Source organism: Pseudomonas sp. PS02302 (assembly GCF_029959585.1).
Classification (GTDB): Bacteria; Pseudomonadota; Gammaproteobacteria; order Pseudomonadales; family Pseudomonadaceae; genus Chryseomonas; species Chryseomonas aestiva.
Genome location: NZ_JASCON010000019.1, coordinates 47,763 through 68,030 on the forward strand (window position 1 = coordinate 47,763; position 20,268 = coordinate 68,030).

A 20,268-nucleotide genomic window follows, 5' to 3' on the forward strand; every position below is an offset into this window, starting at 1 on the left:
TGCACGACCCACCATTTGTACCAGAAACCCTCCGCCAGGAGGGTTTTTGCGTTTTCGGGACATTATTTTCTCAGCGCCAGGCTGAGCGTCATCCCGAAATCTTTCTGCTTCCAGTATTCCGGCTGGTCATCCTCGACTCTCCTTCCCATGCTCTATTTCGCTCATCTCCGGCGAACGCCTTGATCCAGGTAGCTTCCCCTGCAAATAGAAGCGATAGCCGGTCATAGCGGTTGCCTGAGCCCTTACTACTATCAGGTGAAGTAACGGGTTTTCAGGCGGTGGGAATGCAGTCGAAACGCCTCTCGGGTTTCACGCTCATCGAGGTCCTGGTCGTCATCGCGCTGCTGGGCATCGTCACGGCGCTGGCGGCGCCTGGCTTCGCGAGCCTGGTGCAAAGCAACCGCGTCCAGGCGGCAGCCGGGGAATTGCAGCGCGCGCTCTATTACGCGCGCAGTGAAGCCATGAGCCGGGGAGTGAACGTCGTGATCACCACCGAGCCGGAAGATACCAATGGCTGGATGGGCGCGCTGAAAATCACCACAGCCAAGACCGTGGTGCTGCCCAATGCCGAAGTCCTGCGGCAATACAGTGGCGGGCTGGGAAATGGCGTCAACGGGACGGGCTTCATTGGCGGTGCTCCCCTTACCAGTCTGACTTTCCAGCCCAATGGCAGTCTGAAACTCAGCGGCGAAGCCACCATCCGCGTCTGCGCCACCAATGCGCTCACCCAGGGCAAGCAATTCACCCTAAACCAGGGTGGGGTGCTGACGGTAATCGACTACACGCCCAACCGTGCCAGCGCCGTGGGGTGCAGCTAGATGAAGCGCCGCAAAGGTGGGTTCAGCATGATCGAGGTGCTGGTCAGTCTGGTGATCATCTGCATCGGCGTGCTGGGCATGGTCGCCCTGCAGACGCGCAGCGTGGCGTTGTCCCAGGATTCGGTGCAGCGCAGCAATGCGATGGTTCTGGCCAACGAGCTGCTCGAACTGATGCGCAGCAATCGCGACCAGGTGGTGGCAAGTGACAAGGTCAAGATCGACGGGGCCTATATCAAGCAGCCCGGTACCAACTTTCGCACCAAGGCCCTCGATGCCGGCAAGACCTGCTTGACCCGGGATCGCTCTGCGGGCGGCGAGACGGTAGCGGGTCAGGATCTGGGTTGCTGGTTGAATCAGGTGAAAGCCTTGCTGCCGGTGACGGATACGTTGATCGCCAGCAGTTTCGCGGTCTGTCCGGCGTCCGGCGTACCGCCATTGCCCTCCAGCGATACCACCGGCAATACCACACCGCTCAAGGCTTGCGAGGCCAATGCGGTGACACCGGTGATGGTGGTGTTGGCCTGGCAGGACGTCAGCAACGATTCGCTGAATTGCCCCAGGGGCGTTTGCTACTACGCCCTGCGCTCGGAGTTGTAGGCCATGGACCTCAAGCCGCGTAGACAGAGGGGCTTTTCCCTCATCGAGATGATGATCGCCCTGACCGTGGGCACCTTTCTGGTGCTGGGCGTCTCGCAGATCTACATCGACAACAAGCGCAGCTTTCTCTTCCAGCAGGGCCAGACGGGCAATCGCAACAACGCCCAGCTGACCTTGCAGGTGCTCGACCGGCAACTCGCACGAACTGGCTTCCGCGCCGAAATCCGTTATCAGGGTAGCCTGCAGGCGGCCTTTCCGGCGCTCAGTGCTGTAGCGGATGCCGATGGCATCAGCTGTCCTGCCTTTGCTGCCGGCGCCACCTTTGCGGCGACCACAGACAGTGTCAACGCGCCCACCGGCGTCTGCATTCGCTATCAGGGCGCCCTGGACAGCAAGGATCAGGACTGCCTGGGCAACCCCATCCCGCGAGTGAATCTCAATGCGGGCGGCAACGTCCTGCTCAAGCTGCGTTATACGGCAGGCAATACCCCTGGCAGTGGCACTCTGAGCTGCACCGTCTGGAGCGAGCGTGGAGGCGCGCTGACACCCAAGGGCAATGCCGTGCTGGTGCAGGGGCTGCAAGACTTCCGCTGGTCCATTCCACCCAAGGCGGACGCACCAGCCGTGCGCTATGCGGCGCTGCTCAGCACCGCTGAGGCATTACCCAGCGATGTGGCCAGTAATACGGCTGCCAATTGGCAGGCCCTGACCGGGCAGCAGATCGCTGATGCCAGTCGGCCCATGCAGATACTGCATAGCACTGTCACGCTGAGGAATCTTGCGCTATGAGCCCCGTCATTGGCAGGCAGCGCGGCGCGACCTTGCTGATCGCCCTGGTGATGTTGTTGCTGCTATCACTGTTGGCCGCCTCCAGCATGCGTCAGACGCTGCTGCAGGCTCGCAGCGGCGGCGCCGCCCTGGAAAACACCCAGGCCTTCAATGCTGCGGAGGCGGCGTTGCGCGAAGGTGAGCGGCGACTGGTGGCTGTGAGTCGTCAGCCTGGCTTTACAGCCTTCAGTTCAGGCTTCTCAAACTGCACAGATAGTACCGACTCCCTTGCGCAGCCGCTTAAGTTAGCCTTTCCGAACGATTCTAAGCGGCAGCTCTGTATTCTAAGTAAGAATTTCGATCTGACTACCAGTAGCTTGACTCAAAACTGGGCATTAGCAGCATTGCAGCCTGCAGGAACAGATCGCGCCATTTCCTATAAAGGGTCGGATGGTAAGGCTAAATTTAACGGATACCTGAGTTGGGCCGTAACAGTGATTGGTAGTAGCTCGGTGGATGTAACAAAGCCTACAAGCAACCTGTTTCGAGTCACTGCAGTCGCTAAAAATCTTGATGGGCGCTTCCCGGTAATACTACAAAGTGTCGTCGCCCTGGAGGTGCCATGAGTCGGGCTGCATCTGGCATCGGGTCTCTGACCCTACTGTTGACCCTGGTATCACCTGCGGCTCAGGCTGCGGCCCTGAATCTGAGCCAACAGCCATTGTTTCTGACCAACAGTGTCGGTCCCAATCTGTTCGTTACCCTGGACAATTCCACCAGCATGCAGATGGCAGTGGTGCCGGATGCCTCCAATACCGATGCCATCCGCCCAACCCGCCGTGCCAAATCGGCGGCCTTCAACAGTCTCTACTACAACCCAGCGATCAGCTATCCGGCGCCCTATGCGGTGAGTTACAGCAGTACGGGCGGGCTGACCCGTACGCGACTGTCCACCAGCTTTACCAGTGCCTATGTAAACGGCTATCGGTCGAGCCTGGGTAGCGTCAATCTGGCCACCGACTACCGCGTCAGCTGGAGTTATAACCCCAATCTGATTACTACAGATCCCAATGTGGCGCGGGGCAACTCCTACGGAAATCCGGGGCTGCAGAACAACAGCCCGAGCATGCTGGCGGAGAACCCGTCTCAGGATTTTTTCAGTAGTGGTACTTACCGTGGAACCAGCTCGACCTATGGCAGCCTCACGCTGCTCACTATTCTGTTGGGTGTCGGCTTCAGCGAGAACATCAACGGTGCCCAGGTCAGTATCAGCGACGCCTCTCTGCTTGAGCGCCTTCTGACAGGGGCAGCGCTCAACGGTGGCTGTACCGCGAGCATTGCCAATACGACATCGGTTACCTACAGCAATGTTACCTGTACCCGAAACCTGGACTATGGGCTGCTTGGGGTGGTTTCCTCGGTCAACTACACGGTCACGGCCAATACCAATATTTCTGCTGCCATCACCGGCGTGCAGGCCTATTACTATCTCTACGATACGACGCTCAGTACCTGTCTTCCCGCCACCCTGCAGACCGAGGGCTGTTACCGGCGGGTACTGGTCGGCAGCTCTTCCGGCCCCAACGGCACGGACGAACGGCAGAACTTCGCTAACTGGTATTCCTTCTACCGCAGCCGCGCCCTGGCCGCCCAGACATCGACCAACCTGGCCCTGGCGGATGCCTCCGAAAATCTCCGGCTTGGCTGGCAGGCGTTAGGTACCAGTGACAGCTGCATCCTGGTAACAGCCAATGCCAACTGTCGCGGCATCAGCAACTCCAGTTCCACCACCTACGACAATCGGCTGAGACCCTTTACTGGTGCGCACCGGGCGGCTTTCTTCGCCTGGCTCGGGGATGTCTATTACAACCAGAGTACGCCGCTGCTCCAGGCGGTTGCTCGTGTTGGCGAACTGCTCAAGACCAGTGGGAGCAACAGTCCATACGCCTACGATCCAGGTAATAGCGAGTCACCAGTTTATGGCTGTCGCGCTAGCTATAGTCTGGTGGTGACGGACGGGATCTGGAATTCGGCCTTTACTTCCAGCAACGTCGACGGCTCTGCCGCGACCCTCCCTGACGCGCAGCAGTACTCACCTCAGGCACCGTTCCAAGATACTACGGCGAGTACCCTTGCAGACCTGGCCTTTCTCTACTGGCGCACCGATGCCCAACCCGGGCTCGACAACAAGGTACCGCCCTACAATACCGTGACCAGCAGTGAGGTTCGGGGCACCAATACGCTTTCGCCCTACTGGAATCCACGCAACGATCCGGCCACCTGGCAGCACCTCACGGGGTTCTACGTGGGTATCGGCTTGAGCAGTGCGCTGATCAATCCGGATTGGGATGGCGATACCTTCGCCGGTGGCTACGCTGGCTTGGCCGCAGGTACTACGCCCTGGCCGGTGGCGGGCGCGGCCGACTCGGTCAATCAGAACAATGTTTACGACCTCTGGCACGCAGCGATCAATTCGCGGGGCGAGTTCTTCAGTGCGGAAAATGCCAGTGATCTGATCAATTCCCTTGGCAAGGTCGTCACGCGGATCACCCAGTCCACCAGCGTCGGCGCCAGCCAGACCGTATCCCCCACCCGGGTAGGGGATACCACCGCGCTTTTCACCTATGTGCCTTCTTTCTCCAGTGCCGACTGGAGCGGGGATGTCATCAAGTACCAACGCACGGGTACCACCCAGACGAGGATCTGGAGCGCCGCTCAACAACTCGATGGCAAGTACGCTGCGGGCAATACCGGCTTCGGCACTCGCCAGATCTACATGGCCAAGGGCGGCGCCTTGACCGATTTCGCCTGGACAAGTCTGAATGCCGATCAACGACTCAGTCTCAACAAGACCTCCGGGGGTGCCACCGACACCTATGGCAGTCGCCGGGTGGATTATGTGCGCGGCGATCGCAGTCTGGAAGCGCCCGGGGCCGCGCCGGCGTTCCGTCCGCGCGGCCATATCCTCGGGGACATCGTGAATTCCTCACCGGTGGTAGTGGACGGCCCCAACAGTCCCATCGCCCTGATGAACGCGACCGTTGGCGACACTTCCTACGCGACGTTCCGCACTACCAATGCAGCCCGTGAGCGGCGTATCTATGTGGGTGCCAATGACGGCATGCTGCATGCCTTCAACGATCAGGGGCAGGAGGTCTATGCCTTCATTCCCAGCGCCGTCATCGGCACTCTCAACCGGCTGACCGAGCGCAGCTACAACGGCGGCGGGCATCAGTCCTATGTCGACAATACGCCGGTGGTGGGGGACGTCTATTTCAACGGGGCTTGGCGCACGGTACTGATCGGCACGCTGCGCGGGGGAGGGCGGGGCATCTTTGCACTGGACATCACCAATCCCAATGCCCCGGCGCTGCTCTGGGAAAAGTCTGACGCCGACGCCAGCTACAAGGACCTGGGCTTCACCTTCGCCCAACCCGTCATTACCCGGCTGCATACCGGCGGCTGGGGCGTGGTGGTCAGCAATGGCTACAACAGTGCCCAGGACAACGCCGTGCTCTATGTGATGAACGTGGCCGATGGCAGTCTGATCAAGGCGCTGCCCGCCACCGATAACGTCGCGGCACCCAATGGGCTGAGTTCGCCCTTCGTGGCCGATGTCGACGGCGACCTGATCGCCGACTATGCCTATGCCGGTGACTTGCACGGCAATCTTTGGCGCTTCGATCTGATCGGTACCTCCCTGACCGCAACGGCCGCAGCGGACAACTTCCGTGTCGCCTTTGGGGGGCGGCCCCTCTATACCGCCCAGGCCAGTAGCCTGGCGCCCGGTACCACCAATCTGGTCCAGCCGATCACCGCCAGTCCTGCGGTCGTGGCTCATCCGAGTGGCACGGGACATCTGGTGCTCTTTGGTACCGGCAAGTATCTCGAGGCCAACGATGCCCTGGCCAATGCCAGCAAGGCCATGACCCTCTACGGCATCTGGGATCGCCAGACCGATGGATCGGCGGCCAGCAGCACTCCAGTTCTGACGATCGCCAGTCTGCAGCAACAGACCCTGGGCGCCGATCAGCGCATCAGCTACACCAGTTCTGCCGGTTCCAGCGTCAGCAGCACGGCGAACACCCTTTCCACGACGTCGGTCAGCTACGACGCCAATACGGCGACCAATGGCAAACAGGGCTGGTATCTGAATCTGCCCTTGAATGGCGAGCTGGTGATCAACAACCCCCAGCTGTTCAGCGGCACCCTGTTGATGAGCTCCCTGATACCCAGCACCGACGCCTGTACCGCCGGCGTCACCACCTACCTCTATGCCCTGGATCCCTACACCGGCGGCAACAACAGTGGCCTGTTCAATCTGGGGACGGATACGGTCTATGGGCGTATCCAGCTCGATGGTCTGCTCGGTGGGATCGTGCCCTTCGTCTATGGTGATGGCAGTTTCAGCATGGAAGGAACCCTGGCGGACGCGGCGATCTATGGCAGCGACGGCAAGGCGCCGAATGGCTTGCGGGGTGACCTGCCCGCCAGCCGCCGTCAGACCTGGCGCGTCATCACCAACCAGGACTAGTGGAGGGGCTTTCACCCATGCATGAAAAAGCCCGGCACCAGGCCGGGCTTTTTCATGGAGCGGAGCGTCTCAGCGCGCGTAGGTTACCAGCACGTCACCCGGGATCTGGAAGTCCACCGACATCATGACGCTCAGGGCGGTGATGGCGATGATGGAGAACCCGAACAGCTTGCGTGCCCATTGCACGTCGTTCTCGGCCTGATAGCCCATGAAGGCCAGGCGCAGCCACCAGGCGCCGATCACGGCGGCCACTGCCAGATAGACGTAGCCGGCATAGCCGAGCACGGTCAGCAGCAGGGTGGCGGCCATGAAGGCCACGGTGTACCAGACGATGTGACGCTTGGTCACCGCGATGCCTTTGGCCACCGGTAGTACCGGAATCGAGGCCGCGGTGTAGTCCTTGAGACGGAAGATGGCGATGGCGTAGGAGTGCGGCATCTGCCAAAGGCAGAAGATCAGCAGCAGTACCGCAGCGCCACTGTCGAACTGGCCGCTGGCGGCGCAGTAGCCGATCACCGGCGGTGCGGCACCGGACAGGCTGCCGACCAGGGTGCCGTATACCGAGGTGCGCTTCAGCCAGAGGCTGTAGAGCCCTACATACACCACGAAACCCATCACCGCGAAGGCGGTGGCGACCAGATTTGTCGCCCCGTACAGCAGCGCCACCCCGGCCAGGCCGAGGAGGGCGGCATAGGCCAGCGCCACCTTCGAGGAGATCGTGCCCTGGACCAGGGCGCGATTGCAGGTTCTTTCCATCTTCTGATCGATGTCCCTATCGATCACGTTGTTGAACACACAGCCGGAAGCAATGACCAACGACACCCCGATCGCCGTCGCCAGCAGCAACAGCGGGTCGATGCTCCCTTTGGACGCCAGGAAGAACCCGCCGGCAACCGAGATCAGGTTGCCGAAGATGATGCCCGGCTTCGTCACGAGAAGGTACTTCTTGATCATCACGTCGGCCCGGTTCAGTGGATCATCATGTTGTTGTGCATGTGGTACATGATCCACAGGGATCCCACGACCACGATACCGACGATGACCACGGTGAAACCAAAGGAGATCACGTTCCAACGCTGCTCTTCGGAGGTGTTCAGGTGCAGGAAGAAGTACAGGTGCACCAGCAGCTGTACCACCGCCATGATCACCACGATCGCCAGGGTCGCACCCTTGGAGAAGGTGGGGAACATCACCAGGCCGAAGGGGATGACCGTCAGGATGACCGACAGGATGAAGCCAACCATGTAGCTCTTGAAAGTGCCATGGCTCTCGGCGGTGTGCCCGTGGGCGTTATGATCGTGCGCCATTACAGAACCCCCATCAGATAGACGATGGTGAAGACGAAGATCCAGATGATGTCCAGGAAGTGCCAGAACAGGCTCAGGCACGACAGGCGGGTCACGTTGGTGGTGGTCAGGCCCTTGGAAGCGACCTGCAGCATCAGCACGATCATCCAGATCAGACCCGAGCTCACGTGCAGACCGTGGGTACCGACCAGCGCGAAGAAAGACGACAGGAAGGCACTGCGATCCGGACCGTAGCCCTCTTCGATCAGGTGATGGAACTCATAGACTTCCATGCCGATGAAGCCGGCACCGAACAGCCAGGTGACCGCCAGCCAACCCAGAACACCACCCTTGCTGCCATGGTGCTGAGCAATCATGGCGAAGCCGTAGGTGATACTGGAGAACAGCAGCAGGAAGGTTTCGACCAGGACGAACGACAGTTCGAAGATGTCCTTCTGGGAGGGGCCATCGGCATGGGCCCCGCTCAGGACTGCATAGGTCGCAAACAGCGTCCCGAACAGAATGCAGTCGGTCATCAGGTAGGACCAGAAGCCGAATGTCTTCATCGATCCGGCGTCGTGGTGCCCATGCTCCTCGGCATGGGCGACTTCGTTATGCATAACTTGATTCGCCATTGGATTAGGCCTGCTTGAATTTCGCCAGGGACTGAATGCGCGCGGTTTCGATTCGCGCCACTTCTTCCGCCGGTACGTAGTAGTCGACATCGTCGTCGTAGCTGCGGACGACCGCACTGACGATGCAACCCACGAAGCTGGCGATGGCCAGCCACCAGATGTGCCAGATCAGGGCGAAGCCGAGGATCAGGGCGAAGAAGCTGATCACGATGCCGGCAGCGGTATTGCGCGGCATGTGGATCTTCTTGTAATCCGCATCCTTCTTCTCGGTGATGCCTTTTTCCTTCATGCCCCAGTAGGCGTCGATGTCGTGCACTTCCGGCACTTCAGCGAAGTTGTAGAAGGGCGGCGGCGACGAGGTCGACCATTCCAGGGTACGGCCATCCCACGGATCGCCCGTCACGTCCACGTTTTCCGGCAGATTGCGGTCGCGGATACTGACGTAGAACATCCACAGCTGGCTGAGGATGCCCAGGGCGATGATGCCGGCGCCAATGGCGGCGGTCACCAGGAAGGGGTGCCAGTCAGGGTTGTCGTAGTGGTTCAGACGACGGGTCATGCCCATGAAGCCCAGCATGTACAGCGGCATGAAGGCGACATAGAAACCGATCAGCCAGCACCAGAAGGCCTGCTTGTTCAGCTTCTCGTTCAGCTTGAAGCCGAACACCTTCGGGAACCAATAGATCATGCCGGCAAAGTAGCCGAACACGGCGCCGCCGATGATCACGTTGTGGAAGTGGGCGATCAGGAACAGGCTGTTGTGCAGCACGAAGTCGGCACCCGGTACCGCCAGCAGTACGCCGGTCATGCCGCCGATGCTGAAGGTCACGATGAAGCCCAGGGTCCAGAGCATCGGCGAGGTGAACTGGATACGACCCTGGTACATGGTGAACAGCCAGGTGAAGATCTTCACCCCTGTCGGGATCGCAATGATCATGGTCGCGATGCCGAAGAAGGCGTTGACGTTACCGCCCGAACCCATGGTGAAGAAGTGGTGCAGCCAGACGATGAAGGACAGCACGGTAATGGCTACCGTTGCCCAGACCATCGATACATAGCCGAACAGACGCTTCTTGCTGAAGGTGGAGGTCACTTCCGAGAACACGCCGAAGGCCGGCAGGATCAGGATGTATACCTCGGGGTGGCCCCAGGCCCAGATCAGGTTGGTGTACATCATCTGGTTGCCACCGGCTTCCGCGGTGAAGAAGTGGAAGCCCAGGTAACGGTCCAGGGTCAGCAGTGCCAGGGTCACGGTCAGGATCGGGAAGGCCGCCATGATCAGAATGGCAGTACACCACGAGGTCCAGGTGAAGATCGGCATGCGCATCAGGGTCATGCCCTTGGTACGCATCTTCAACACGGTCACGAAGAAGTTGACGCCGGTCAGGGTCGTCCCGATACCGGAAAGCTGAAGGGCCCAGATGTAGTAGTCCATCCCTACGCCTGGACTGTACTTGATGCCTGACAGCGGCGGATAGGCCACCCAGCCGGTCGCGGCGAATTCGCCCACGAACAGCGACATCATGATCAGCACGGCGCCGGCCACGAACAGCCAGAAGCTCAGCGAGTTCAGGAAGGGGAAGGCCACGTCGCGGGCACCGATCTGCAGCGGTGTCACCACGTTCATCAGGCCGGCCACGAACGGCATCGCCACGAAGAAGATCATGATCACGCCGTGGGCGGTGAAGATCTGGTCGTAGTGGTGCGGTGGCAGGTAGCCCTCGGCGCCGCCAGAGGCGATGGCCTGCTGGCTACGCATCAGGATGGCGTCGGAGAAGCCACGGAGCAGCATGATCAGCGCGACGATGAAGTACATCACGCCGATCTTCTTGTGGTCGACGGTGGTCAGCCACTCTTTCCAGAGATAGCCCCACTTGCCGAAGTAGCTGAGCGCCCCTATGAGTCCCAGGCCGCCCAGGGCGACCACAACGAACGTCACGAGAATGATCGGCTCGTGATACGGAATATCCGCCAGAGTTAATTTACCGAACATAACTTATTCCTCGGTACCGTGTTGACCACCGTGCTGGCTCATGTCCATCACGTGATCGGTCTGCTTGCTGAAGTCGGACTTCATGAACTTCTTGATGACCGTTCTGAACAGATCCGGCTCGACCGTCGAGTAGTAGGCGATCGGCTGCTTCTCGCTGGGCTTGGCCAGCTCGGTGTAGCTCGCCTGGTCCAGGGTCTTGCCACCCGACTGCTTGACCTTGTTCACCCAGGCGTCGAAATCGCCGGTGGTGGGTACCGCGTGCACGGTAAAGATCATGTCGGAGAAGCCGGCGCCGCTGTAGTTGGCCGAGCGACCTTCGAACTCGCCGGGGTGATCGGCGATCAGGTGCAACTGGCTCTGCATGCCGGACATGGCGTAGATCATGCCGCCCAGTGCCGGGATGGACAGGGTGTTCATGACCGACTCGGAGGTGATCTTGAACTGCACCGGGCGATTGACCGGGATGGCGATCTCGTTCACCGAGGCAATGCCCTGCTCGGGATAGATGAACAGCCATTTCCAGTCCATCGAGACCGCTTCGATCACCAGCGGCTGCTCGGGATGATCGAGCGGCTTGAAGGGATCCAGTTCGTGGGAGGTCTTCCAGGACAGGATGCTCAGGAACACCACAATGGCCAGGGGAACCAGCCAGACCACGGCTTCGATCTTGTAGGAGTGAGCCCAGTTCGGGGTGTACTTGGCTTCCTTGTTGGTAGCGCGGTACTTCCAGGCGAACAGGAAGGTCATCACGATGACCGGGATCACCACGATCAGCATGAGGCCGAACGCTGTGTAGATGAGGTTGCGTTCTTGCACGCCGATGGAGCCTTTCGGATCCAGCAGCACGGCGTCGCACCCGCTGAGCAGCAGCGCGGCGGCACCGGCCAGAAGCCAACCGGTTGGTTTTAGATACTTCGTTAGTTTCATCTCACGACCTCAGTAGAGCGGCTCATCGTGGTTATTCTCTCAACGTGCCTGTCGCCAGCCTCATGCTCCGCAACGGACAGGCATCCGTGCGGCAGACTGATGGATTGCAGAAATTGCGGGATTTCGCAGCGCGGTATGGTGCCACAGAGGGGCTGGATATTCGACCCTTTGGTCAGCCACCGTTCAGGTCTTGCCGGCCGTCAAGAAAGCCGAAATCAGGCGGTGTAAGGCACTGTCATGCGCTGGGTAAGAGTAGTCGAGGGACGGGGAGTCGCCAGTTTGATCGGGCTTCCACGGTTGTCCGGCTGGCAAGGTTCAGGTCGGGGAAGGGCGCAGAAAGGCGCGGCCCAAGGCGGCTAAGGCCTTGAAGGCTTTGAAAAGACACAGAGGGGACGAAGCGGAAGGATGGTGCCGGAGATAGGAGTCGAACCTACGACCTTCGCATTACGAATGCGCCGCTCTACCAACTGAGCTACACCGGCACGAAGCTTTCAATGATAAGTCTTCGGTTATCTGCTGTGCAAGCCTGGTCGTTGAGCGCGTATGGCGACCTGTGGCGATGTGTCGCACTGCTGTCCGCCCGGGAGTTCACGATTCGCCAATGCTTCTCGGCCTGACGCGATTTTTGGAAGGAGAGGTTAGCGGTCAGGGCAGAGTCCATTCTGGAAACCTTTGCCCGAGTCGTCATACCTAATCCTTCGCGGATCCAGCCTTGCCGCAGCTTCGACCCCATGATCCTGCCAATAGATAGCTGCCCGTGCGGAGAGCCCCGATGACCGATTATTCCCTTGCCCGTCGTACCGTACTCGTCGGCTCCGCCGTCGGGTTCGCCGCCGCTGCTTCAGGCGCTGCCGTCGCTCAGGAAGGCACCAGCGCGACGCGTCCTGCCAGGCCGCTGCAGGACCCGCGCACCAAGTACAGTCGCGAACCCTTCAAGGAGCAGCGCCAGGAATGGCCGGCGCTGACCAGCAAGATGGAGCCGCGTCCCGACCATGGCGAGACCAGCTATCACGGCTCGGGCCGTCTGGCCGGGCGCAAGGCCCTCATCACGGGTGGCGACAGCGGCATCGGTCGCGCCGTGGCCATTGCATTCGCTCGCGAGGGGGCAGATGTGGCCATCAACTATCACCCTTCCGAAGAGTCCGACGCCCAGGAAGTGGTCAGGCTGATCACCGAAGCCGGTCGCAAGGCCATCACCCTGCCGGCTGACATCCGTACCCAGAAGGCCTGCGAAGACGTCGTGAACAAGGCCATCCAGCAACTTGGCGGTCTGGACCTGCTGGTGAACAACGCAGCCTATCAGCAGAGCAAGGCGGACATCCTCGAAATCACCGATGAGCAATTCGACCGCACCTTCAAAACCAACATCTATCACGTCTTCCGCTTCAGCAAGGCCGCCATCCCGCACCTGCCGCCGGGCGCGAGCATCATCAACACCGTCTCGGTGAATTCCTACGATCCTGGCGAAGAGCTGATCGACTATGCCTCGACCAAGGCCGCGATCCTCAATCTCACCAAGGGCATGGCCAAGCAACTGGCCAAGAAGGGCATTCGCGTCAACGCCGTGGCGCCGGGTCCGGTATGGACACCGCTGCAGGTGGCGGGTGGGCAGTTGGAAGGGCAGATGAAGGAGTTCGGCCAGGATACGCCGCTTGGAAGGGCAGGGCAGCCGGCTGAGTTGGCGGGGTTGTATGTGGCGTTGGCAGAGGAGGATGCGAGTTTTAGTACGGGGACTGTGGTGGGGGCGTTTGGGGGAAGGGGATGCCTTGATAGTTCGTAGATGGGGCGGAGGCCGGTATCTGCTGTACACGTTATAAATCTATGGCGCACCGAGTGCGCCATAGACTTGTTTTTTTACTGACAGCCAACCGGGCGAAGGTTCGCGGGCGCAGTTGTAGCGCAGGTCCATCCGCCGTTTGCGTTTCGAGTCCAAGTTAGGGTCGAGGCGGTGCCAGTGGTCAGGACTGCTGCAGCATTATTACCGAAAGTCGCCTGAATAGTGGATGTGGCAGTAAGAGGCGAGGTTACAGAAGGAGTACCTTGGCCGGTTGCAGGGGTGCCGGTGACCATGGCGGAAGTACCGGTAGCCGTAGCCATAAGGTTGGAGCCAGTAGCGCCCGGATCACAGTTGCCTGCAGCAGTTCCAACAGTAGTACGGCCTTCGTTGATGCAGGTTTCTACCGCAGTTTTGAGCGCACCAGTTTCCTGCATTACCCTCGTAACTTGCGATCTTGCCACATAGTTTTGGTATTGCGGAATTGCAACAGCTGCCAGAATACCAATGATCGCTACCACGATCATCAGTTCGATCAAAGTAAAGCCTTTTTGAGCTCTCATTCTACATCTCCAAGGTTGGGGCAGGCCAACATGCCTGTTTGAGGTATAGCATAGGTCGTGCCAATGAAAAGTGGCGACTGCAGCACGTTTTTCATGTGGTAAACGTCACCAATGGGGCAGGTCGTGACAAAAAGCGTCAGTGGTCTGGCGCCATTTTGCGACGAGGACAAGGCGGTGCTATAAGGCCAGCTAACGTCGGCTTTGGTGATTGATGATGAACGAGACGGTGATGCTGTCGGGACTGGCACGGCAACTAGTGGATGCGCAGTTGCTGGTGGAGTCAGCAGCCCAGCAAGCGGTAGTCAAGGCCAAGCAGGCCAAGGTCCCGTTGGTGACCTATCTTGTTCAGCAGCGGCTGGTGCAGAGCAGGCCTCTTGCCGAATTGGCGGCTCAGGAATTCGGTGTACCCTTTCTGGATCTAGCGGCCATCGACAAGGAGCAGCTACCCAAGGACATCGTTAACGAAAAGTTGATGCAGCAGCATCATTTCCTGCCGTTGAGCAAGAGAGGTAATAAACTTTTCATCGCGCTCTCCGATCCTACCAACCAGCAGGCCATCAACGACGTTTCCTTCGGCAGCAAGTTGGCTGTCGAGGTGGTGTTGGTCGAAGATGACAAGCTGCATCAGGCGATAGAAAGATATCTCGATGGTGGCACCGGTGGACTGGATCTGGGCGATATCGATCTTGATCTGGAGACCGAGGGTGGTGAGCGTCCTCAAGAAGCCGTTGCGGGTACCGACGCTGACGATGCACCCGTGGTGAAATTTGTCAACAAGATGCTGCTTGATGCCATCAAGAAGGGTTCATCCGACCTGCATTTCGAGCCCTATGAAAAGATGTACCGGGTGCGCTTTCGTACCGATGGCATCCTGCACGAAGCCGCGCGGCCGCCCGTGCAACTGGTGTCACGGATCTCGGCGCGGCTCAAGGTGATGTCCAATATGGACATCTCCGAACGCCGTAAACCCCAGGATGGCCGGGTCAAGCTCAAGGTGTCCAAGACCAAGTCCATCGACTTCCGGGTCAACACCCTGCCCACGCTCTGGGGCGAGAAGATCGTGATGCGGATCCTGGATTCCTCCAGCGCCCAGATGGGAATCGATGCCCTGGGCTACGAGGATGTGCAGAAGGAACTCTACCTGCAGGCACTCAAGCAGCCCCAGGGGATGATCCTGGTGACCGGGCCTACAGGTTCCGGCAAGACGGTATCCCTCTACACCGGCCTCAATATCCTCAATACCGAAGACATCAATATTTCCACGGCGGAAGATCCGGTGGAGATCAACCTGGAAGGCATCAATCAGGTCAACGTCAATCCGCGTCAGGGGCTCGACTTCTCCCAGGCGCTGCGGGCCTTTCTGCGTCAGGATCCTGACGTGATCATGGTGGGTGAGATCCGGGATCTGGAAACGGCGGAAATCGCCATTAAGGCAGCCCAGACCGGCCACATGGTGATGTCGACCCTGCACACCAACAGCGCGGCGGAAACCCTGACGCGCTTGCGAAACATGGGGGTGCCCGCCTTCAACCTGGCGACCTCAGTCAACCTCATCATCGCCCAGCGCTTGGCGCGCAAGCTGTGCAACAAGTGCAAGAGAGTCCATGAGGTACCCCGTGAGGCGCTGCTGGCCGAAGGCTTCCGCGGGGAAGAGATTGGCAGTTTCACCCTTTACCAACCTATCGGCTGCGAGGACTGCAATGCGGGGTATCGCGGGCGGGTGGGGATCTACGAGGTGGTGAAGGTCACGCCAGCGCTGCAGCAGATGATCATGGAGGAGGGTAACTCCATCGAGATCGCAGCGCGGATGCGCAAAGAGGGCTTCAATGATCTGCGGCGCTCGGGGTTGGTGAAGGCGATGCAGGGGATTACCAGTCTGGAAGAGGTCAATCGGGTGACTAAGGACTAGCGGACGCCCTCACCCTAACCCTCTCCCAGAGGGAGAGGGGATTTGATCCGAGCGTTGGTTGATCATCGATGCAAGCCTGAGTTACGCCGGGGTGCGAAGACTGGTGCTGCTTGGCGCGATGCTTGCCTTTAAAGCCGCAACCGGCTCTGCATAGAGCATTCTTCTGACGCGTCCGCTAAGGCGGACCGAGTCTTTGTGAGTCGAGGCCATGGCCGATAAAGCTATCAAGTTGGGCAGCTTCACCTGGGAGGGGACCGATCGCAAAGGGACCAAGGTGAAGGGCGAGATGACGGGCCTGAATCCCGCGCTGATCAAGGCTCAGTTGCGCAAGCAGGGGATCAATCCGACCCGGGTGCGCAAAAAGTCAGCGTCGCTGTTCGGCAAGGGCAAGAAGATCAAGCCCTTGGATATCGCGCTGTTCACCCGACAGCTGGCGACCATGATGACCGCGGGGGTGCCCCTGCTGCAGGCTTTCGACATCATTGGCGAGGGCTTCGACAATCCCAACATGCGCAAGATGGTCGACGACATCAAGCAGGATGTCGCCGCGGGTAACAGCCTGGCCAATTCTCTGCGCAAACAGCCGCAGTATTTCGACGATCTCTATTGCAACCTGGTGGATGCCGGCGAGCAATCCGGTGCCTTGGAGACCTTGTTGGATCGGGTAGCGACTTACAAGGAAAAGACCGAGGCGCTGAAGAAGAAGATCAAGAAGGCCATGACCTATCCGGCGGCGGTCATCGTTGTGGCACTTATCGTGTCGTCCATTCTATTGATTAAGGTGGTCCCCCAGTTCCAGTCGGTATTCGAAGGCTTCGGTGCCCAGTTGCCAGCGTTCACCCTAATGGTCATCGCCATTTCCGAGGTTCTGCAGGAATGGTGGCTGCTGGTACTTGGCGGGATCTTTGTACTGGCTTTTGTCCTGCGGCACTTCTACAAGAAGTCAGAGAAATTTCGCGACGCCGTCGACCGAAGTTTGCTGAAAATTCCGCTGGTTGGCTCCATTCTTTACAAGTCGGCTATTGCGCGTTATGCCCGGACCCTGGCCACTACCTTTGCGGCGGGTGTACCGCTGGTGGATGCGTTGGATTCAGTTGCTGGTGCGACCGGTAACGTGGTCTTCCGTAATGCCGTGGAGAAGATCAAAGATGATGTCTCCACCGGTATGCAACTCAATTTCTCTATGCGTACTACCGGCGTGTTTTCCTCGATGGCCATCCAGATGACCGCCATCGGCGAAGAGTCGGGTTCGCTGGACGAGATGCTGTCCAAGGTCGCGACATTCTATGAAGACGAAGTCGACAATATGGTCGACAACCTCACCACCCTGATGGAGCCGATGATCATGGCGGTCCTAGGGGTCCTGGTGGGTGGTCTGATCATTGCCATGTACCTACCCATCTTCCAGCTCGGCAACGTCGTCTGATGGTCCTGCTGGAGTTCCTGGCCGGTGTGCCGCTGGCCGCGACGCTGTGCGCGCTGGTCCTGGGGTTGCTGGTGGGCAGCTTTCTCAATGTGGTGGTCTATCGGCTGCCGGTGATGCTGAGGCGGGATTGGCAGGCGGAGGCGCGTGAGGTGCTGGAGCTGCCGGCTGAGCCCGTGGGGCCTGCTTTCAATCTGGCGCGACCTGCTTCCCGCTGCCCCCAATGCCAGCGTGCTGTGCGGCCTCGGGAAAATGTGCCGGTGGTGAGTTATCTACTCCTACGCGGTCGTTGCAAGGGTTGTCAGGCCTCCATCAGCCTACGTTATCCGCTGGTTGAACTCGCCTGTGGACTGTTGTCTGCCTGGGTCATCTGGCACCTGGGCGTGACCTGGCAGGGCGGGGCCTTTCTGCTGCTGACCTGGGGGCTGCTGGCGGCCAGTCTGATCGATGCCGATCATCAGCTGCTGCCGGACGTGATCGTTCTGCCGCTGTTGTGGCTGGGGTTGATCGCCAATCAGTTCGGGCTGTTCACCAATCTCGGTGATGCCGTCTGGGGCGCGGTGGCAGGTTATCTGAGTCTGTGGCTGGTGTTCCAGCTGTTCCGCCTGGTGACCGGCAAGGAGGGCATGGGCTATGGCGACTTCAAGCTGCTGGCGCTGCTCGGTGCCTGGGGGGGCTGGCAGATCCTGCCCCTGACCATCCTGTTGTCTTCGCTGGTGGGCACCATCCTGGGTGTCATCACCCTGCGGCTGCGGCGGGCGGAAACCAGTACGCCCTTGCCCTTTGGTCCCTATCTGGCCGTGGCGGGGTGGATTGCCTTGCTCTGGGGTGATCAAATAACCGGCCTGTACCTGAACTTCGCCGGATTCCGATGACTTCTGCCTGGACCCTCGGCCTGACCGGGGGCATCGGCAGTGGCAAGAGCGCCGCTGCCGAGCATTTCGCCCAGTTGGGCATCACCTGTGTCGACGCCGATCAGGCCGCCCGCTGGGTGGTGGAGCCGGGACGGCCGGCGCTGGCCGAGATCGCCGGGCATTTTTCGTCGGCTGTCTTGCGGCCGGATGGCAGCCTGGATCGGGCGGCGCTGCGGGCGGCGATCTTTGCCGATCCGGCTGAGCGGCGCTGGCTGGAAGCCCTGCTGCATCCTCTCATTCGCCAGGAAATCCTGGCGGCCCTGGCCCGCGCAACGTCGCCCTATGCCATCCTGGTGTCGCCGCTGCTGTTCGAATCCGGGCAGCGGGCGCTGGTCCGGCGGGGGCTGGTGATAGACGCGCCGGAAGCGCTGCAGCTTGAGCGGGCCATGCGTCGCGACGGGGTGGACGAGACTCAGGTGCGGGCCATCCTGGCGGCACAGCTGCCGCGTGCCGAGCGGCTGGCCAAGGCCGATGATGTCATCTGCAACGACGGCGATCTCGCCCAGCTCCACACTGAGGTGGAGCGCCTGCATTCCTTTTATCTGACCCTTGACGGAGGCCAAGCATGAGCACTCTTACCGTGGATTGCCCCACCTGTGGCGCACCCGTGGAATGGAGCGAGAAGAGCGCCAACCGGCCCTTCTGTTCCGACCGCTGCAAATTGATCGATCTGGGTGCCTGGGCGGCGGAAGAACATGCCATCCCGGGCAATGAGCTGGAAGACGATCTCTATTCGGAAGACCTCAATCGGCGCGGCCACTAAGGCGCGCCTGTCTCTATAGCCGCTGCGCCCAGGCCTGGGCAGTCGCCTGGGCCGCCTGGCGCAGCTTGGCGGCCAACTCGGGTTTCTCGTATTCCAGCGGACTGGACGCCGTGACCGTATGGATGCGGTCGCGCTTGATGAAGAAGACCTGGGTGCCCAGCAGCGGCTTGCTGCAGGCGCTGGCGCCTTCGCCGAGGCCATCGATGGCCTTGCACTCCAGTTGCTCGCTGAGCGATTGCACCTGCCGCCGCAGCTTGGGCAGCGCCCTGCCACCGTTCTCGTAGCCCGCCGACAGGCCCAGCAGGTAGTTGGCCGGTTGCCCGGTGTCGCGGTCGGTGAAGGCGCAGCCGCCGGCGATCTGCCGGGCATAGGCCAGCGGCAGGCCGGAGGTCTGCTGGAGCACCGGGAGCGGCAATTGGGCCTGCAGGCTGGCGCAGTCGACGGGCTCGCCGTTATCGGCATGGGCGAGGGCAGCGCCCAGAAGCAGGGGGAGGGCAACGAGGAAACGCATGAAAACATCCTGTCGATGGCCGACGGCCGATAGACCGTGAGTCTACCGGCTGGAACCCCGTCGCAGGCGGGGATACGAGGGCGGCTGTGCGCTGCGTCATGCGTCGGTCAGCACATTGCGGGCTGGTATCCGGCGCGGGTGATCCCTACCCTGGCCGCAGACAGCGAACAGCGAGGCGTAGGATGTCCGAGGCGCTCACTCCCGGATTCATGGTGGTACACGGCAATCGGCTCGAAGAGCTGCGCGGCCTGGCGGTCGGCTGGATGCGGCGGTATCCCCTGGCACCGTTGGAAAACGAACAGGTGCTGGTGCAAAGCAATGGCATCGCCCAGTGGCTCAAGCTGGCGCTGGCCGAAGATCCGCGCGGGGACGACGAGGGCGGCTGCGGGGTGGCCGCGGCGCTGGAAGTGCAACTGCCGGCGGCCTTTCTCTGGCGGACCTATCGCCAGGTGCTGGGCCGTGACCAGGTACCGCCATCCTCGCCGCTGGACCGCGCGCCCCTGACCTGGCGCCTGATGCGGCTGTTGCCGACGCTGCTCCTGCAGCCGGATTTCGCCGCACTGCGGCGTTTTCTCGACGATGACGGCGATCTGCGCAAGAGATATCAACTGGCCGAGCGCCTGGCCGATCTCTATGACGGCTACCAGGTCTATCGCGCCGACTGGCTCAACGACTGGGCGGCGGGCCGCGATCTGCTGGCCAGCCTGCGTGACGGCCGGCGCCCCCTGCCGGAGAGTTGTCGCTGGCAGGCGCAGCTGTGGCGGGCGCTGCTGGCCGACGTGGGCGACGGTGGCCTGGCCCACAGTCGCGCCGGCGTGCACCGGCGCTTTCTGGAGGTCATGCAGGCGGCGAC

At 60.6% G+C, this 20,268-nt stretch carries 19 protein-coding genes and 1 tRNA gene; 12 read left to right on the forward strand and 8 right to left on the reverse strand.

The window, feature by feature from the left end:
• The first annotated feature begins 284 nt into the window (after nucleotides 1-284).
• From QMX82_RS09015 to QMX82_RS09035, 5 genes are all read left to right on the forward strand, one after another.
• Nucleotides 285-818, forward strand: coding sequence for a GspH/FimT family pseudopilin (locus QMX82_RS09015; RefSeq protein WP_208692646.1), 534 nt, complete (start codon nucleotides 285-287; stop codon nucleotides 816-818).
• Nucleotides 819-1,415, forward strand: coding sequence for a type IV pilus modification protein PilV (gene pilV, locus QMX82_RS09020; RefSeq protein ID WP_282282501.1), 597 nt, complete (start codon nucleotides 819-821; stop codon nucleotides 1,413-1,415). It abuts the gene before it with no gap.
• 3 nt (nucleotides 1,416-1,418) lie between these two features.
• Nucleotides 1,419-2,204, forward strand: a complete 786-nt coding sequence (locus QMX82_RS09025) for a PilW family protein (protein WP_282282503.1) — start codon at nucleotides 1,419-1,421, stop codon at nucleotides 2,202-2,204.
• Nucleotides 2,201-2,809: a pilus assembly PilX family protein gene (locus QMX82_RS09030; protein ID WP_282282505.1), complete on the forward strand. Its 609-nt coding sequence runs from the start codon at nucleotides 2,201-2,203 to the stop codon at nucleotides 2,807-2,809. The genes QMX82_RS09025 and QMX82_RS09030 overlap by 4 nt, the downstream gene beginning before the upstream one ends.
• A 95-nt stretch (nucleotides 2,810-2,904) precedes the next feature.
• On the forward strand, nucleotides 2,905-6,717 hold the full coding sequence (locus tag QMX82_RS09035) for a pilus assembly protein (RefSeq protein WP_282282507.1): 3,813 nt from the start codon (nucleotides 2,905-2,907) through the stop codon (nucleotides 6,715-6,717).
• A gap of 69 nt (nucleotides 6,718-6,786) precedes the next feature.
• Here QMX82_RS09035 and cyoE read toward each other — a convergent pair whose 3' ends face one another.
• The 6 genes from cyoE to QMX82_RS09065 form a co-directional block, all read right to left on the reverse strand.
• Complete coding sequence (gene cyoE, locus QMX82_RS09040) at nucleotides 6,787-7,671, reverse strand: heme o synthase (protein WP_442969377.1); 885 nt, start codon at nucleotides 7,669-7,671, stop codon at nucleotides 6,787-6,789.
• Nucleotides 7,672-7,685: 14 nt separating this feature from the next.
• Nucleotides 7,686-8,024 (reverse strand): cytochrome o ubiquinol oxidase subunit IV, encoded by a 339-nt coding sequence (gene cyoD / locus QMX82_RS09045; RefSeq protein ID WP_133861289.1) that lies wholly within the window; start codon nucleotides 8,022-8,024, stop codon nucleotides 7,686-7,688.
• A complete protein-coding gene (locus QMX82_RS09050; protein ID WP_133861288.1) occupies nucleotides 8,024-8,638 on the reverse strand; it encodes a cytochrome o ubiquinol oxidase subunit III in 615 nt (204 codons plus the stop codon). Before QMX82_RS09050 ends, cyoD begins: the two co-directional genes overlap by 1 nt.
• 4 nt (nucleotides 8,639-8,642) lie before the next feature.
• On the reverse strand, nucleotides 8,643-10,631 hold the full coding sequence (gene cyoB, locus QMX82_RS09055; protein ID WP_133861287.1) for a cytochrome o ubiquinol oxidase subunit I: 1,989 nt from the start codon (nucleotides 10,629-10,631) through the stop codon (nucleotides 8,643-8,645).
• Between the two features lie 3 nt (nucleotides 10,632-10,634).
• Complete coding sequence (gene cyoA / locus QMX82_RS09060; protein WP_282282514.1) at nucleotides 10,635-11,558, reverse strand: ubiquinol oxidase subunit II; 924 nt, start codon at nucleotides 11,556-11,558, stop codon at nucleotides 10,635-10,637.
• Between the two features lie 406 nt (nucleotides 11,559-11,964).
• Nucleotides 11,965-12,040, reverse strand: a tRNA-Thr gene (locus QMX82_RS09065).
• 290 nt (nucleotides 12,041-12,330) lie between these two features.
• On the opposite strand from QMX82_RS09065, the gene QMX82_RS09070 reads away from it, so the two are divergent.
• Nucleotides 12,331-13,338 (forward strand): SDR family oxidoreductase, encoded by a 1,008-nt coding sequence (locus tag QMX82_RS09070; RefSeq protein ID WP_282282516.1) that lies wholly within the window; start codon nucleotides 12,331-12,333, stop codon nucleotides 13,336-13,338.
• Nucleotides 13,339-13,412: 74 nt separating this feature from the next.
• Here the strand turns inward: QMX82_RS09070 and QMX82_RS09075 are convergent, their stop codons facing one another.
• Nucleotides 13,413-13,895 carry a pilin gene (locus QMX82_RS09075; RefSeq protein WP_133861285.1) on the reverse strand — a complete coding sequence of 161 codons (483 nt, stop codon included), beginning with the start codon at nucleotides 13,893-13,895 and terminating at the stop codon, nucleotides 13,413-13,415.
• Between the two features lie 214 nt (nucleotides 13,896-14,109).
• Here QMX82_RS09075 and pilB point away from each other — a divergent pair, with 214 nt between their 5' ends.
• From pilB to yacG, 5 genes are all read left to right on the forward strand, one after another.
• On the forward strand, nucleotides 14,110-15,804 hold the full coding sequence (pilB, locus tag QMX82_RS09080; protein WP_282282519.1) for a type IV-A pilus assembly ATPase PilB: 1,695 nt from the start codon (nucleotides 14,110-14,112) through the stop codon (nucleotides 15,802-15,804).
• 208 nt (nucleotides 15,805-16,012) lie between these two features.
• On the forward strand, nucleotides 16,013-17,230 hold the full coding sequence (locus QMX82_RS09085; RefSeq protein WP_282282520.1) for a type II secretion system F family protein: 1,218 nt from the start codon (nucleotides 16,013-16,015) through the stop codon (nucleotides 17,228-17,230).
• The gene (locus tag QMX82_RS09090) at nucleotides 17,230-18,102 is read left to right on the forward strand and encodes a prepilin peptidase (protein ID WP_282282521.1); all 873 of its coding nucleotides are present in this window, start codon (nucleotides 17,230-17,232) and stop codon (nucleotides 18,100-18,102) included. Before QMX82_RS09085 ends, QMX82_RS09090 begins: the two co-directional genes overlap by 1 nt.
• Nucleotides 18,099-18,710 (forward strand): dephospho-CoA kinase, encoded by a 612-nt coding sequence (gene coaE / locus QMX82_RS09095; RefSeq protein ID WP_282282523.1) that lies wholly within the window; start codon nucleotides 18,099-18,101, stop codon nucleotides 18,708-18,710. The genes QMX82_RS09090 and coaE overlap by 4 nt, the downstream gene beginning before the upstream one ends.
• Nucleotides 18,707-18,904 (forward strand): DNA gyrase inhibitor YacG, encoded by a 198-nt coding sequence (yacG, locus tag QMX82_RS09100; RefSeq protein ID WP_007160931.1) that lies wholly within the window; start codon nucleotides 18,707-18,709, stop codon nucleotides 18,902-18,904. Before coaE ends, yacG begins: the two co-directional genes overlap by 4 nt.
• Before the next feature lie 13 nt (nucleotides 18,905-18,917).
• Here the strand turns inward: yacG and QMX82_RS09105 are convergent, their stop codons facing one another.
• Nucleotides 18,918-19,415: a hypothetical protein gene (locus QMX82_RS09105; RefSeq protein ID WP_282282533.1), complete on the reverse strand. Its 498-nt coding sequence runs from the start codon at nucleotides 19,413-19,415 to the stop codon at nucleotides 18,918-18,920.
• 182 nt (nucleotides 19,416-19,597) lie between these two features.
• On the opposite strand from QMX82_RS09105, the gene QMX82_RS09110 reads away from it, so the two are divergent.
• Nucleotides 19,598-20,268, forward strand: a 671-nt coding sequence (locus QMX82_RS09110) for an exodeoxyribonuclease V subunit gamma (protein ID WP_282282534.1), incomplete at its 3' end; no start/stop codon positions are given.